The organism is Herbaspirillum sp. SJZ106, assembly GCF_006715495.1.
In the GTDB taxonomy this organism is placed as follows: Bacteria; Pseudomonadota; Gammaproteobacteria; order Burkholderiales; family Burkholderiaceae_D; genus Herbaspirillum.
In genome coordinates, this window is record NZ_VFNI01000001.1 from 515,914 (window position 1) to 529,162 (window position 13,249).

Annotated in this window: 12 protein-coding genes; 7 read left to right on the forward strand and 5 right to left on the reverse strand. The window is 63.7% G+C overall.

Translation table 11 applies throughout. From position 1 onward, the window contains the following. Nucleotides 1–32 precede the first annotated feature (32 nt). On the forward strand, nt 33–1,700 hold the full coding sequence (locus tag FB598_RS02285) for a methyl-accepting chemotaxis protein (protein ID WP_141912362.1): 1,668 nt from the start codon (nt 33–35) through the stop codon (nt 1,698–1,700). On the opposite strand, the gene FB598_RS02290 is transcribed toward FB598_RS02285, so the two are convergent. Then, nucleotides 1,675–2,559 carry a LysR family transcriptional regulator gene (locus tag FB598_RS02290; RefSeq protein ID WP_141912364.1) on the reverse strand — a complete coding sequence of 295 codons (885 nt, stop codon included), beginning with the start codon at nt 2,557–2,559 and terminating at the stop codon, nt 1,675–1,677. The genes FB598_RS02285 and FB598_RS02290 overlap by 26 nt on opposite strands. Before the next feature lie 126 nt (nt 2,560–2,685). Here FB598_RS02290 and FB598_RS02295 point away from each other — a divergent pair, with 126 nt between their 5' ends. From FB598_RS02295 to FB598_RS02320, 6 genes are all read left to right on the forward strand, one after another. Beyond that, entirely contained in the window at nt 2,686–3,645 is a 960-nt protein-coding gene (locus tag FB598_RS02295; RefSeq protein WP_183405760.1) for an amidohydrolase family protein, read from the forward strand. Between the two features lie 10 nt (nt 3,646–3,655). After that, entirely contained in the window at nt 3,656–4,984 is a 1,329-nt protein-coding gene (locus tag FB598_RS02300) for an MFS transporter (RefSeq protein WP_141912367.1), read from the forward strand. 19 nt (nt 4,985–5,003) lie between these two features. Continuing rightward, nucleotides 5,004–5,924, forward strand: coding sequence for an SMP-30/gluconolactonase/LRE family protein (locus FB598_RS02305; RefSeq protein ID WP_141912370.1), 921 nt, complete (start codon nt 5,004–5,006; stop codon nt 5,922–5,924). 66 nt (nt 5,925–5,990) lie between these two features. Next, on the forward strand, nt 5,991–6,683 hold the full coding sequence (locus FB598_RS02310; protein ID WP_141912372.1) for an RraA family protein: 693 nt from the start codon (nt 5,991–5,993) through the stop codon (nt 6,681–6,683). Next, a complete protein-coding gene (locus FB598_RS02315; protein WP_141912375.1) occupies nt 6,680–7,624 on the forward strand; it encodes a hydroxyacid dehydrogenase in 945 nt (314 codons plus the stop codon). Before FB598_RS02310 ends, FB598_RS02315 begins: the two co-directional genes overlap by 4 nt. A 64-nt stretch (nt 7,625–7,688) precedes the next feature. Further along, a complete protein-coding gene (locus FB598_RS02320) occupies nt 7,689–9,011 on the forward strand; it encodes an MFS transporter (RefSeq protein ID WP_141912378.1) in 1,323 nt (440 codons plus the stop codon). An 88-nt stretch (nt 9,012–9,099) separates the two neighbouring features. On the opposite strand, the gene FB598_RS02325 is transcribed toward FB598_RS02320, so the two are convergent. The 4 genes from FB598_RS02325 to FB598_RS02340 all read right to left on the reverse strand — a co-directional run bounded on the left by FB598_RS02325 (nt 9,100) and on the right by FB598_RS02340 (nt 13,234). Next, nucleotides 9,100–10,071, reverse strand: a complete 972-nt coding sequence (locus FB598_RS02325; RefSeq protein ID WP_141912380.1) for a thymidylate synthase — start codon at nt 10,069–10,071, stop codon at nt 9,100–9,102. Nucleotides 10,072–10,278: 207 nt separating this feature from the next. Then, the gene (locus tag FB598_RS02330) at nt 10,279–11,211 is read right to left on the reverse strand and encodes a 3-keto-5-aminohexanoate cleavage protein (protein WP_141912382.1); all 933 of its coding nucleotides are present in this window, start codon (nt 11,209–11,211) and stop codon (nt 10,279–10,281) included. 293 nt (nt 11,212–11,504) lie between these two features. After that, nucleotides 11,505–12,437, reverse strand: a complete 933-nt coding sequence (locus FB598_RS02335) for a 3-hydroxyacyl-CoA dehydrogenase (protein ID WP_141912385.1) — start codon at nt 12,435–12,437, stop codon at nt 11,505–11,507. 11 nt (nt 12,438–12,448) lie between these two features. Beyond that, entirely contained in the window at nt 12,449–13,234 is a 786-nt protein-coding gene (locus tag FB598_RS02340) for an SDR family oxidoreductase (protein WP_141912387.1), read from the reverse strand. Nucleotides 13,235–13,249: the final 15 nt, after the last annotated feature.

Below are 13,249 nucleotides of genomic sequence, written 5' to 3' on the forward strand. Positions count from 1 at the left end.
ATGAAAAATCAACAACTCCGGAAGGAGAAAAAATGAGCTACTTCGCCAATATGAAGATAGGCCGGCGCCTGACCTTGGGCTTCGCTTTCATCCTGATTGCCGCCTGCGTGGTGGTCGCCTTTTCCATCTGGCGCCTGCATGGCATCGCCGCAGCCACCGCCGCCATGATGCAGCAGCCGCTGACCAAGGAGCGCCTGGTGTCGGACTGGTACCGCACCATCCATACCAGCGTGCGCCGCACCACGGCAATCGCCAAGAGTTCCGACGCCAGCCTGGCCGCCTTTTTCGCCGAAGATGCCGCTGCCGCAACCAAGTTGTCGAGCGGGCAACAGAAGGCGATCGAGGCGCTCCTGAGTTCGGATGCCGAGAAGGCCGTCTTCGACAAACTCTCGGCCGTTCGCAAGGACTACATCAAATACCGCGACGCCATCTCCAAGGCCAAGGCCGACGGCCAGGTCGAGGAGGTCGAGAAGATCCTGGCCGGTCCTTACGATGCGGCGGCCAAGGGCTACCTCGACCTGCTGCAGCAATTGCTCAATGTACAGCGGGAAGGCATTGACCGGATCGCCGGGGACATCCAGGCGATCTATGAGCACAGCCGCAACCTGATGCTGGCCTTGGGCGCGTTGCTGTTGGTGCTGGGCTGGCTGTTCGCCTGGCGCCTGGCGCTGGGCATCACCCGCCCGCTGGAACGGGCGGTCGACGTGGCCGAGACCGTGGCCGCCGGCGACCTGACCGTGCAAGTGGACGCGCGCATGGCATCGCGCCGCGATGAAACCGGCAAGCTGCTGCATGCCTTGCAGGCCATGACCGGCAACCTGGCGCGCATCGTCGGCCAGGTACGCAGCGGCACCGACGCCATTTCCACCGCCTCGCGCGAGATCGCCAGCGGTAACCTCGACCTGTCGGCGCGTACCGAGCGCCAGGCCGGTTCGCTGGAGGAAACCGCGTCAGCCATGGAAGAACTGACCTCCACCGTGCGCCAGAACGCCGACAATGCGCGCCAGGCCAACCAGTTGGCGGCCTCGGCCTCGGCGGTGGCGCAGCAGGGCGGCGGCGTGGTCAGCCAGGTGGTCTCGACCATGGGCGCGATCGATGAGTCTTCGCGCAAGATCGTCGACATCATCAGCGTGATCGACGGCATCGCTTTCCAGACCAATATCCTGGCGTTGAATGCCGCGGTGGAAGCGGCCCGCGCCGGCGAACAGGGGCGCGGCTTCGCGGTGGTGGCGTCGGAGGTACGCTCGCTGGCCCAGCGTTCGGCGGCGGCGGCCAAGGAGATCAAGGGCCTGATCGACGACTCGGTGGCCAAGGTCGGCACCGGCAGCGCCCTGGTGGGCCAGGCCGGCAGCACGATGGAGCAGGTGGTCGCCAGCGTGCGTCACGTGGCCGATATCGTCGGCGAGATCACCGCCGCCAGCGCCGAGCAGAGCGATGGCATCGGCCAGGTCAACCGGGCCATCGTCGAGATGGACCAGGCCACGCAGCAGAACGCCGCCCTGGTGGAACAGGCGGCGGCCGCAGCCGAAGCGATGCAGGAGCAGGCCGTCCGCTTGTCCGAAGTCGTCAGCCAATTCAAGCTGGCTGGCGCACCCGAGCAGCAAGTTGTCTTTGCCGCAGGGCCGGCATTGGCATCGCAATTGGCATCGCAAACAGACCCTGGAAACCTGCTGGTCATTCAGCGCCGTAGCGACGCTTGATGATGGCGATAAGGCGCTGGGCCGCCGGAGACAGGTACATGTCGCGGCGATAGGTTACCCCCATGCGCCTGAGCATCGTGGTTTCTTTCAATACGACTTCCCGCAGGTTCCCGCGGCCGGCATCCAGGTTCAACTTCGAGGCGAAGCCCAGCAGATTGGTGCGCTCGATCAGCGGCATGATCATGTTGAGTACGGTGGGCGTGATTTGCACGGTCGGCCGCGCCAGGTGATGGCGGTCGAAGACGTTGTCCAGCCATTGCCGGCTAAGCACCGATTGCGCCGGCAGCACCCAGTGATAGTCGAGGAGAGTGCGCAGCGTGCACTTGCGCTTGAAGACGGGATGGTGCGCGCTGGCCATCACGACCATCTGGTCATGCATGATCTCCTCGGTCTGGAACACATCATCGCTCTGGATCACCGGTCCCAGCACGATATCCAGTTCACCGGCCTTGAGGCCTTCCAATAACGCATCGTTCATCGAGACCTTGAGGTCGATGGTGACTTTGTTCGCCTCCAGCAGCAGTTCTTCGCAGAACGATGGGAGGATGTGCTCGGCAAGGGTGGGAATGCATCCCAGCCGGATGTTGCCCGCCCGTCCATTGGCATAGTCGCCGATCTCGCGGGCGGTGTCGTCCATCATCAACGTGATCTGGCGCGATCGCGCCAGCAGCGTCGCCCCCACCGCCGTCAGGCGAATTCCCCGTCCTGCGCGCTCGAACAGCGGCGCACCCAGTTGCTCTTCCAGGCGGTCGATGCACTTGGTCAGGGCCGGCTGCGTCTTGTAGAGCCGCTCCGCCGCGCGCCCGACATGTCCTTCCTCGGCAATCACCTCGAAATACTTGAGATCGCGATAGTCCATGATTCATTCCTGAAAGTTATGGAATGCAAAATAAAAGCAAATATACATTAAAAAAACCGGCGCGTAGACTGCCCTCCAAACGATGCACCGGCTCATCGCCGGCGCGGAAAAAACATGGAGACGAAGATGTTGGAGACAGTACAGACACGTCGTGCATTCCTGCGCCGGGCAACGGCGCTGGCGGCAGGGTTGGGCACAGCCGCATACGGCGCATCCGGCGCATCCGCAATGGCAAGCGATGAAGCGTTTCCCCATTCCGCCGGCAGCGAGCGCATCTCCATCAAGTTGCCGGCCGATGCATGCGATTGCCACATGCATATCTATGACGACCGCTTCCCCTGGGCGCCCGGCGCCAAGCTGCTGCACCCGCCGGCCACCGTGGCGATGTACCGCAGGTTGCAGCAGCGGCTGGGAACCTCGCGCAATGTCGTAGTGACGCCTTCGGCTTACGGCACCGACAACCGCTGCACCCTGGATGCGCTGGAACAACTGGGGGCCTCGGCGCGCGGTGTCGCCGTGCTGGATACCGGCGTGAGCGATGCGGAGCTGGCGCGGCTCGACAAGGCCGGCATCAGGGGCTTGCGCTTCAACCTGGCCATCGGTTCCGTGACCAGCGCGGCCATGATCGAACCGCTGGCGCGCCGCGTGGCGCACCTGGGCTGGCACATGCAGGTCAACATGTCCAACGACGAGCTGCTTGCCAACCGCGACATGCTGTCGCGCCTGCCGGTTCCCGTGGTGTTCGATCACTTCGCCCGCATTCCATTGCAGGACAGCGCTTCCCATCCTGTCTATGCATTCGTCGTCGGCCTGATGCAGGACAAGCGCGCCTACATCAAGCTGTCCGGCGCCTACCTGGCAAGCAAGGCCGGCGCCCCCGCATATGGCGACGTCGCGCCGCTGGCCCGCGCGCTCATCAGCGCGGCCCCGACGCAGGTACTGTGGGGCAGCGACTGGCCGCACCCGACCGAGAAGCATAAACCGGACGATGCGCTCCTCTTGAATCTGATGGCCGAATGGGCCGGTTCCGCCGAGCAACTCAAGGCATTGCTGGCGGATAACCCTGCGCGTCTTTACCGCTTCTGAGGAAAACACAATGAGCCAGGCACAGGAAGTCCTGATGACGCACAGCGCATCTGCGGCAGAAACACAATCCGTCGACGAACAGTCCACGATGAAAAAGGTGATGCGTCGCCTGATTCCCTTCATCCTGCTGTGCTATGTGGTCAGCTACCTGGACCGCATCAATGTCGGCTTTGCCGCGCTGACCATGAACCAGGATCTGGGCCTGACGCCGTCGCAGTTCGGCCTGGGCGCCGGCTTGTTCTTCATCGGCTATTTCTTCTTCGAGATTCCCAGCAACCTGGCGCTGCATCGTTTCGGCGCACGCATGTGGATCTCGCGCATCATGATTTCCTGGGGGCTGATCTCCATGGCGACGGCCTTCGTGGTCGGCCCCAAGAGTTTCGCGCTGGCGCGCTTTTTCCTGGGCATGGCCGAAGCCGGTTTCACGCCCGGCATCTACCTCTATTTCACCAAGTGGTTCCCCGGACAGTGGCGCGGCAAGGCCACGGCTTTCTTCCTGATCGGGATTCCGGTGGCCAACATCATCGGCTCGCCGCTGTCCGGTGCGTTGATGGAACTGCACGGCCTGTGGGGTTACAAGGGCTGGCAGGTTCTGCTGTTGCTGGAGGCGCTGCCGGCGGTCTTATTGGGCGTGGCCTGCCTGTTCTTGCTGCCGGATCGTCCGTCCAAGGCGCGCTGGCTCACCCCGCGCGAACAGCAATGGCTGGAAGCCGAACTGGCGACCGAACAAGGCATCCTGGCTGCGCGCCACGGCAACAAGCTGCGCGACGCCTTCTCCAACTGGCGCGTGTTCGCGCTGGCCGGCGCCAACTTCTGCGGCATCATCGGTTCGCTCAGCATCGGCTTGTGGCTGCCGCAGATCATCAAGGAGTTCGGCTTGCCGTCGCATCAGGTCGGTCTGGTCGCCGCCATTCCTTACATCGTCGGCGCCATCGCCATGACCCTGTGGGCCAGGCTGGCCAACAACAGCGACAAGCGCCTGTTCTTCGTGGCCGGTGCGATCGCCATCGCGGCAGCGTCGATCGCGATCTCGGCCTTCATGCATGACCCGTTGCTGAAGATGCTGGCCATCACCGTGGCGGTGGCTTCCATCCTCTCGTTCCAGGCCACCTTCTGGGCCATTCCCTCCGGCTTTCTCACCGGCCGCGCAGCGGCAGGCGGGCTGGCGCTGATCGTCTCCATCGGCAACCTGGGCGGTTTCGTCGGCCCGTCGATGATCGGTTTCATCCGGGAAGCGACCCAGGGTTTTACTTATCCGTTGATCTTCGTGGCCGGGGCGCTGCTGCTGGGGGCGGCGATCACCCTCGTGCTGGGCGATCCCGCCAAGACCGAGAAATAAATGTCAGGACAAACCGATCATGAGCTTCTTCGCACCACCTCCCACTGTTGAAACGACGATCTTCACGCGGCTGCCGGACAGTTTCCGCAAGCCGAGGAAGAATTCCTGGAGCGACGCCAACCGCGGCGGCCTGCCGATCGATTCCTTCCTGGAGGGACCGTCGTTCGATCGCCAGGGCCGCCTGTATGTCACCGACATTCCGTACGGCCGCATCTTCCGCATCTCGCAGGAAGGGGAGTGGGAGCTGGTCACCGAGTACGACGGCTGGCCCAATGGCCTGAAGATCGACAAGAACGGCCGCATCGTCATCACCGACTACAAGCGCGGGCTGGTGCAGTTGAACCCGGATACCGGCGCAGTCTCGCCGCTGCTGGAAACGGTAGGCTCGGAAGGCTTCAAGGGCGTCAACGACCTGATGTTCGGGCCGTCCGGCGAGATCTACTTCACCGATCAGGGGCAGACCGGCCTGCAGGATCCGACCGGCCGCGTCTATCGCCTTTCTCCCGAAGGCCAGTTGACCTGCCTGATCAACACCATCCCCAGCCCGAACGGCATCGTCTACGACCCCGCGCTGAACCACCTGCTGGTGGCGGTGACCCGCGCGCAGCAGATCTGGCGCATCCCGTTGCACAACAGCGGCGTGGTGGGCAAGGTCGGCGTGTTCGCCAACCTGCATGGCGGCATGGCCGGGCCGGACGGCCTGGCGCTGGATTCCGAGAGCTGCCTGTATATCGCCCACACCGGTTTCGGTTCCATCTGGCGGCTATCCAGGTTTGCCGAGCCGTTGCTGCGGATCCGCTCCAATGCCGGTATCTCGACCACCAACCTGGCCTTCGGCGGCCCGGACGGCAAGCGCCTGTTCATTACCGAATCCCAGACCGGTTCCATCTTGTGCGCCGATGTGCCGGCAGCCGGCCTGCCGATGTATTCGCACGCCTGACGCCAACTATCAAGCATCAATCATCAATCATCAACCTATCCCGCAATTGCCTAGCAAAGGATCATCATGAGCACCACTAAACCAGACCTCATCCGCGACATCGAGCGCGTCGATGCCGCCATCGTCGCCCAGGCATCCGAATTCCCTGCTTCCATCCTGGCCGACGTCGCCGGTCGCCGCGGCACGCTGTGCAGCCGCATCAGCCCGCTGTCGCCGAGCATGCGGGTGGCCGGCCCGGCGCTGACCGTCGAAGTGCGCCCCGGCGACAACCTGATGATCCACGCCGCCATGGCCATCGCCAAACCGGGCGACGTGCTGGTGATCGACGGCAAGGGCGATGAAACCTGCGCTCTGCTGGGCGAGATCATGGTGTCGCAGTGCAAGGCCATCGGCATGGCCGGCATCGTCATCTTCGGCTCCGTGCGCGATACCGAGGCTATCCGTGAAATCGGCTTTCCGGTGTATGCGGTCGGCGCCAATCCTAACGGCCCCACCAAGAACATCGCCGGCCGCGTCAACTGGCCGGTCTCGGTGGGCGGCGCCAGCGTGCAGCCGGGCGACCTGATCGTGGGCGACGCCGACGGCGTGGTCGTGGTCGAGCGCGAGAAGGCGCCGACCCTGCTGGCGGCGGCGGCCAAGAAGGTACAGGACGAGACCAAGCGCCTGAGCGAAATCCGTACCGGCGGCCCGTTGCGTCCCGGCTGGCTGGACAGCGCGCTGCGCAAGGCCGGCGCGCTGCAGGAAGGGGAAACCCTGTGAGTGCGGCCGGCAAGAAAGGCGTGGTGCTGGTGACCGGTGCCGACCTGGCGCCGCAAGCCATCGACATCCTGCGCGACTATGAACTGGTCTTCGCCGGCGCCAAGCCGACCGAGGACGACTTGCTGACGCTGTCGGCGCAACACCAGCCGGTGGCCATCATCGTGCGCTACGGCGGCGTTACCGGCCGCATCATGGACGCCAGCAAGGCGCTGCGTGTGATTTCCAAGCACGGCACCGGGATCGACACCATCGACAGCAAGGCGGCGCAGGAACGCGGCATTGCCGTGAAGGCGGCGGTGGGCGCCAACGCGCCGGCGGTGGCGGAGCATACCTGGGCGCTGATTTTCGCCTGCGCCAAGAACGTGACGGGCCTGGATCGCCGCATGCGCCAGGGGCACTGGGACAAGTCGACCCACAAGAGCGTCGAGCTCCAGGGGCGCACCCTCGGCCTGGTGGGCCTTGGCGCCATCGGCCGTCGGGTGGCGCTGACGGCCTTGTCGCTGGGCATGCGTGTCATCGCCCATGACCCGTTCGCCAGCCAGGCGCCGGCCGGCGTCGAGCTGGCCGATCTGGAAACGGTTTTCGCCCAATCGGATGTCCTGTCCCTGCATTGCCCGCTGACCGATGAGAACAAGCGCATGGTCAACGCGCAATCGCTGGCGCGCATGAAGGACGGCGCCATCCTGGTCAACACCGCGCGCGGCGGCCTCATTGACGAAGCGGCGCTGGTGGAGGCATTGAACAGCGGCAAGCTGCGTGCCGCCGGGCTGGACAGTTTCGCGCAGGAGCCGTTCACCGCTCCGCATCCGCTGCAAGACATCGGCAACGTGGTTCTCAGCCCCCATATCGGCGGCGTATCCGACCGTGCCTACATCGCCATGGGAACGAGCGCGGCCAGTAACGTGCTGGCGGTGGTGGAGGCCGAGCAGGCGCTCGCCTGATTCATAATGATCAAAGGCCAGCCGTCATGATTAGGCGGCGGCCATTTTCCTGAAGAGAAAACACATGGAGACAACAGTGACGGATGAAAAGCAGCTGGAACGGGAGACGGTGAAAAAAGTCACCTGGCGCCTGCTGCCTTTCCTGATGCTCTGCTATTTGTTCGCGTTCATCGACCGCGGCAATATCGGTATGGCGGCGCTGCAGATGAACCAGGACATCGGCCTTTCATCCAGGATGTTCGGGTTTGCGGGCAGCCTGTTCTTTATCGCGTACTTCATCTTCGAAGTCCCCAGCAACCTGGCGCTGCAGCGCTTTGGCGCCAGGAAATGGCTGGCGCGCATCATGATTACCTGGGGCCTGATTTCAGCCTGTACCGCGCTGGTGCAAGGGCCGTACTCCCTGTATTTCGTCCGCTTCATCCTGGGGGCAGCGGAAGCCGGCTTCTTTCCGGGCGTCGTGCTGTATCTGACTTACTGGATCCCGTCGGCCTACCGCGCTCGTATCGTGGCGCTGTTCATGGTGGCGATTCCTGCCGCCAGTTTCATCGCTTCGCCGCTGTCGGCGCTATTGCTGCAGATGGATGGTATCGGCGGAATGCGCGGCTGGCACTGGCTGTTCATCATCGAAGGCTTGCCGACCGTATTGTTGGGCATCGTCTGCCTGTTCTTCCTGACCGACCGGCCGGAACAGGCAGCCTGGCTTACCGCCCGGCAGCGCGAATGGCTGGCCCGGACGATGGTGGCAGAGGCTGCGGAGCGTACTGCCAAGGCGCACGTGCCGCTCTGGAAGCTGTTCAGCAATCCCCATGTCTGGGGCATGGCCTTGGTATGTTCCTGCGCGTCGGCAGCCGGGTCGGTGCTCAACGTGTGGCAACCGCAGCTGCTCAAGTCCTTTGGGTTGAACGTGATGCAGATCGGTCTCATCAATTCCATTCCGTATGCCGTCGCGTGCGTGCTGATGGTCTGGTGGGGGCGTCATTCCGACCGTACCCGCGAGCGCCGCTGGCACACCGCCATTCCGCTGCTGCTCATCGGCGCAGGGATGGGGCTGGCTTCGATAGTGCATTCGCTGGCGCCGGTAGTGATATTGCTGTCGCTGGTGCTGATCGGCGCATACTCTTTCAAGGGGCCGTTCTGGGCGATGGCGACCGGTTGGCTGGCCACCGGTTCGGCGGCCGCCGGCCTGGCGGGCATCAATGCGGTGTCCAACCTGATCGGCGGCGGGCTGATGGTCAACGTCTACGGTTGGGTCAAGGATGCTACCGGGAGTTATTCGCTCGCGCTTTTGCCGCTGGTGCTGATGTCGCTGGTCAGCGTCACCATCTTGCTGGTGTTGAGCCGCAAGCCGCGCGCGCCGGTCGCCGCATTGAAGGAAGCGATCCGATAATGTAGTGCCGCGCAGTATTGCAGGGTGAAATGATGCCGCCCGGCGTTTCCTCGGGAACGCCGGGCGTTTTGCTGTGCAGCGGTGGTTTTCAGACCGCCATCGGCGCGGTCAATGGCGCATGGTGCTGGTAGTTTTCCAGGCTGAAGTCGCCTGGCTCTACTTTTTCCAGCCATTCGGGCTGGTACTGGCCGGTGGCGGCAAAGTCGGGGACACGGTCGGAAATCACCAGCCTGGGCGCGGGGAAGGGATCGCGCTTCAACTGCTCGGTGACCATGTCGATGTGGTTCTCGTAGATATGGGCATCGCCGACGAAATAGGTGAACCAGCGCGGCTTGTAGCCGGTGAGGCGGCCGACCAGGTGCAGCAGGGCGGCGCCTTCGGCCAGGTTGAATGGCGTGCCAAGGCCGATATCGTTGCTGCGTACGTACAGGCAAAGGGAAATTTCCCTGGTCGCCTGGTTGGGCAGGAATTGGTAAAGCAGGTGGCATGCCGGCAGGGCGACTTCGTCCAGCACCGCGCAATTCCAGCCGTGGAACAGGATGCGGCGGCTGGCCGGGTTGTTGACGATGGTGTCGAGGCATTCGCGCAACTGGTCGACGGCCTTGTATAGCAGGACCTTGTCCTGGCCATTGTCGGTGAGCCTGGATACGACGCTGAAACCCTTGCGTTGCGCCGCTTCGATCTGGTCGTTCCTGGCGGCGTCGATCACCTTGTAGGCTGGCCATTGGCGCCATTGCACGCCATATACGGGGCCGAGGTCATCCGTGCCTGCGCGGAAAGGGTTGGCCAGCCATTCGGCGTTTTCGTTGGCATTCTGATCCCACACCTTGCAGCCCAGTTCGCGGAAGGTGGCGGCGCTGCGGGTGGCGCGCAAGAAGCCCACCAGTTCGCCGACAACCGACTTGAACGCCAGGCGCTTGGTGGTGACGGCCGGGAAACCCTTTTGCAGGTCGAAGCGCATCATGGCGCCCGGCACGCTCAAGGTGCGGATGCCGGTGCGGTTCTCCTGCCAGCTACCGTTGTCGAGGACGTCTTGGATCAGGTCTTGGTATTGTTTCATCGGGGGTACGGTGCAAGGCCCGCCATTGGCACAGGGAAATGACGCGGCGGGGCTGAATCGGATGGGAGAGATTGTAGCCTATGCCGCCGTCGGCTTCCGGTTCGGTGCGCGGTGTTGCCGGTTGATCAAGACTGCCGTTTCCGGACGGTAATGAAAAAGCCGGCGGCTATCGCAGCCGCCGGCTTTTCCTGTGGCGGGTACTGTCGCTCAGAACGCCACGTTATTGCCGCCCTTGAGCTTGAGCATTTCACGCGCATCATCAGGCGTGGCTACTTCCAGCGACAGCGCCTCGATTACGGTGCGGATGCGCTTGACCTGGTCGGCGTTGCTCTTGGCCAGTTGACCCGGGCCGTCCCACAGCGAATCTTCCAGGCCGACGCGGGTGTGGCCGCCCATGGCCGCAGACATGGTGGCGATCGGGATCTGGCCGCGGCCGGCGCCCAGCACCGACCAGAAATAGTCGTCGCCGAACAGGCGGTCGGCGGTGCGCTTCATGTGCATCACGTCTTCCATGTCGTTGCCGATGCCGCCGCGCAGGCCGAACACCGACTGGATCAGGAACGGCGGCTTGATCAGGCCGCGGTCGATGAAGTGGGCCGCGGTGTAGAGGTGGCCGATGTCGTAGCACTCGATCTCGAAGCGGGTCTGGTTGGCGCTGCAGGATTCGAGGATGTAGGCGATGTCCTTGAAGGTATTGCGGAAGATGCGGTCGTCGGACTCGGCCAGGTAGGGTTTTTCCCAGTCGTACTTGAAGTCCTTGAAGCGGCCCAGCATTTCATACAGGCCGAAGTTCATCGAGCCCATGTTCAGGGAGGCCACTTCCGGTTTCAGTTGCAGCGCCGGTTGCAGGCGTTCCTGTACGCCCATCGTCGGAGCGCCGCCGGTGGTCAGGTTGATGACGACGTTGGACTTGGCCTTGATGGCGGGGAGGAATTTGCGGAATTCGTCGGGGTCTTGGGTCGGTTTGCCGTTTTGCGGGTCGCGTGCGTGCAGGTGGACGATGGCGGCGCCGGCTTCGGCTGCGCCCAGGGCGGCGTCGCGGATTTCGTCGGGGGTGACTGGCAGGTACGGCGACATCGAGGGGGTGTGGATGGCGCCGGTGACGGCGCAGGTGATGATGACTTTGCGGGGTTTGGCCATGGTGGTGTGCTCCTGTTGAATGTTTGTTGTGGCGTTTGTGAGTCTGGTCTTGCTGCGTGTTTGTGTACTGGCTTGATGCTTGTCTTTGTCCGCTCAGAAGCGGACTTCTTGTCCGGCTCGCCTTCGGCTTCGCGGTGCTTGCTGCTCGCCTGCGGCTTCGATTGGCAGGATCACTATCTTCCATTTCCGTCGTCCCGGCGCAGGCAGGGACCCAGTGGCGTTCGTCGCACTGCAGCGGCCGTTAAACGACGCTGGGTCCTGACTTTCGTCTGGACGACGATTCATCTTTTCATTCAGCCCGGCTGCTTGCGCTTGTGCGCCACCAATCCCATCAACCGGTTGTCGCGCCAGCGCGCACGCTCGCCGAGTTTCTCCGCGGGCAGTGCCGTGCGCCTTTCCTTTTCGATCTTTGCCAGCGTATCCGCTTGCCATTCGTTAGGCGGCTGCGTTTTGGCAACGTCGCGGTAGGTATGGCCGTAACGCTTGGCGTAGTCCAGCACGCCTTCGGGGGCGTTGAGGTCGATGGTTTCGAACGGGCCCATGAAGGACCAGCGCAGGCCGAGGCCGTCTTTCAGTACCTTGTCCAGGTCTTCGGAGGAAGCATAGTCGTTTTCGTAGAGGTTCAAGGCTTCGTTCAGCACCGCGCCCTGGATGCGGTTGAGCAGGAAGCCGGTGATTTCTTTCTTCAGCAGTACCGGCGACTGGCCGGCGCGGGTGTAGATGTCGCGCGCGCGTTCGACTGATTTGGCCGAAGTCCATGGCGCCGGGGCCAGTTCCACCAGCGGCACCAAGTAGGGCGGATTGACCGGGTGCGCTACCAGCACGCGTTCGCGGCCGGGCAGGTGTTCCGAGAATTCCGAGGTCGGGATCCATGAGGTGGAGCTGGTGAGGATGGTGTCGGGGGAGGCCAGCCGGTCCATCTCGGCGAAGATCTCGCGCTTGACCTCTACCGTCTCCTTCACGTTCTCCTGCACCAGCACCGCGCCCTGCAAGGCGTCGGCCAGGTTCGCGGCCGGGCTGATGCGCCCCAGCACGGTATCGACGCTTTCATCGATCAGGCCATGCCCGGCCAGGTCGGCGACGTTTTCGCGCAGCAGTTGCTGGCAGGATTGCAGCGCTTGCGGAATGGCGTCCCAGATGGCGACGTTGAACCCGGCGCGGGCGAATACGATGGCCCAGGCGCGGCCGATCAGGCCGGCGCCGATGACTGCGATTTTCTCGCTCATGGGTTTTCCTTTCAGCCGAGGGTTTCGACGTTGCCGCATACCGACAGGCTGCGCCCGCTGATGGAGGCGCCGGCCGGCGAGCAGATGAAGATGATCTGGTTGGCGATGTCTTCGGCCGTGACCATCTTGCGCATCGATACCTTCGACAGCACGCGTGCGCGCATCTCTTCATGGTCGATGCCGAATGCCTCGGCCTTGGCGGCGATCACGCGCTCCTGGCGGGCGCCGGCCACCACGCCCGGCAGCACCGCGTTGACGCGGATGTTGTCCGGGCCCAGTTCGATGGCCCAGCTTTCGGTCAGGCCGATCACGCCGTACTTGGAGGCGGAGTAGGGCGTGCGCAGCGCAAATCCCAGGCGGCCGGCGACCGAGGAGATGTTGACGATGGAGCCGCCGCCGTTGTTCTTGAGCATTGGCACCGCGCGGCGCGCGCACAGGAAGGGGCCGGTCAGGTTGACGGCGATGGTCTGGTCCCAGGCCGGCAGGTCGACGTCTTCCACCGGCAGCGTCGGGCCGGCGATGCCGGCGTTGTTGACCAGCACGTCGAGCCGGCCGTTCCACTTGCCGGAGAGCTCGGCGAACATGGCGTCGACCTGCTTTTCGTCGGTGACGTCTGTACGGCTGTAGCTGACCGGGGCGTTCTTGAACTGCTGGCGCGCGCCGTCGAGGAATGCATCGCTGACGTCGCAGATATGCACCTGCGCGCCGGCTTCCACGAAGGCGGCGGTGATGGCCAGGCCGATGCCCTGGGCGCCGGCGGTGACGATGACTTTCTTGTCCTTGAGATTCAGATCCATGATGCGTGAGTCCTT

Excerpts from the sequence above, each read along its gene's own strand:
- FB598_RS02285 (WP_141912362.1), top strand. The coding sequence starts at position 33 with ATGAGCTACTTCGCCAATATGAAGATAGGCCGGCGCCTGACCTTGGGC.
- FB598_RS02290 (WP_141912364.1), bottom strand. The coding sequence starts at position 2,559 with ATGGACTATCGCGATCTCAAGTATTTCGAGGTGATTGCCGAGGAAGGA.
- FB598_RS02295 (WP_183405760.1), top strand. The coding sequence starts at position 2,686 with ATGTTGGAGACAGTACAGACACGTCGTGCATTCCTGCGCCGGGCAACG.
- FB598_RS02300 (WP_141912367.1), top strand. The coding sequence starts at position 3,656 with ATGAGCCAGGCACAGGAAGTCCTGATGACGCACAGCGCATCTGCGGCA.
- FB598_RS02305 (WP_141912370.1), top strand. The coding sequence starts at position 5,004 with ATGAGCTTCTTCGCACCACCTCCCACTGTTGAAACGACGATCTTCACG.
- FB598_RS02310 (WP_141912372.1), top strand. The coding sequence starts at position 5,991 with ATGAGCACCACTAAACCAGACCTCATCCGCGACATCGAGCGCGTCGAT.
- FB598_RS02320 (WP_141912378.1), top strand. The coding sequence starts at position 7,689 with ATGGAGACAACAGTGACGGATGAAAAGCAGCTGGAACGGGAGACGGTG.
- FB598_RS02325 (WP_141912380.1), bottom strand. The coding sequence starts at position 10,071 with ATGAAACAATACCAAGACCTGATCCAAGACGTCCTCGACAACGGTAGC.
- FB598_RS02330 (WP_141912382.1), bottom strand. The coding sequence starts at position 11,211 with ATGGCCAAACCCCGCAAAGTCATCATCACCTGCGCCGTCACCGGCGCC.
- FB598_RS02335 (WP_141912385.1), bottom strand. The coding sequence starts at position 12,437 with ATGAGCGAGAAAATCGCAGTCATCGGCGCCGGCCTGATCGGCCGCGCC.
- FB598_RS02340 (WP_141912387.1), bottom strand. The coding sequence starts at position 13,234 with ATGGATCTGAATCTCAAGGACAAGAAAGTCATCGTCACCGCCGGCGCC.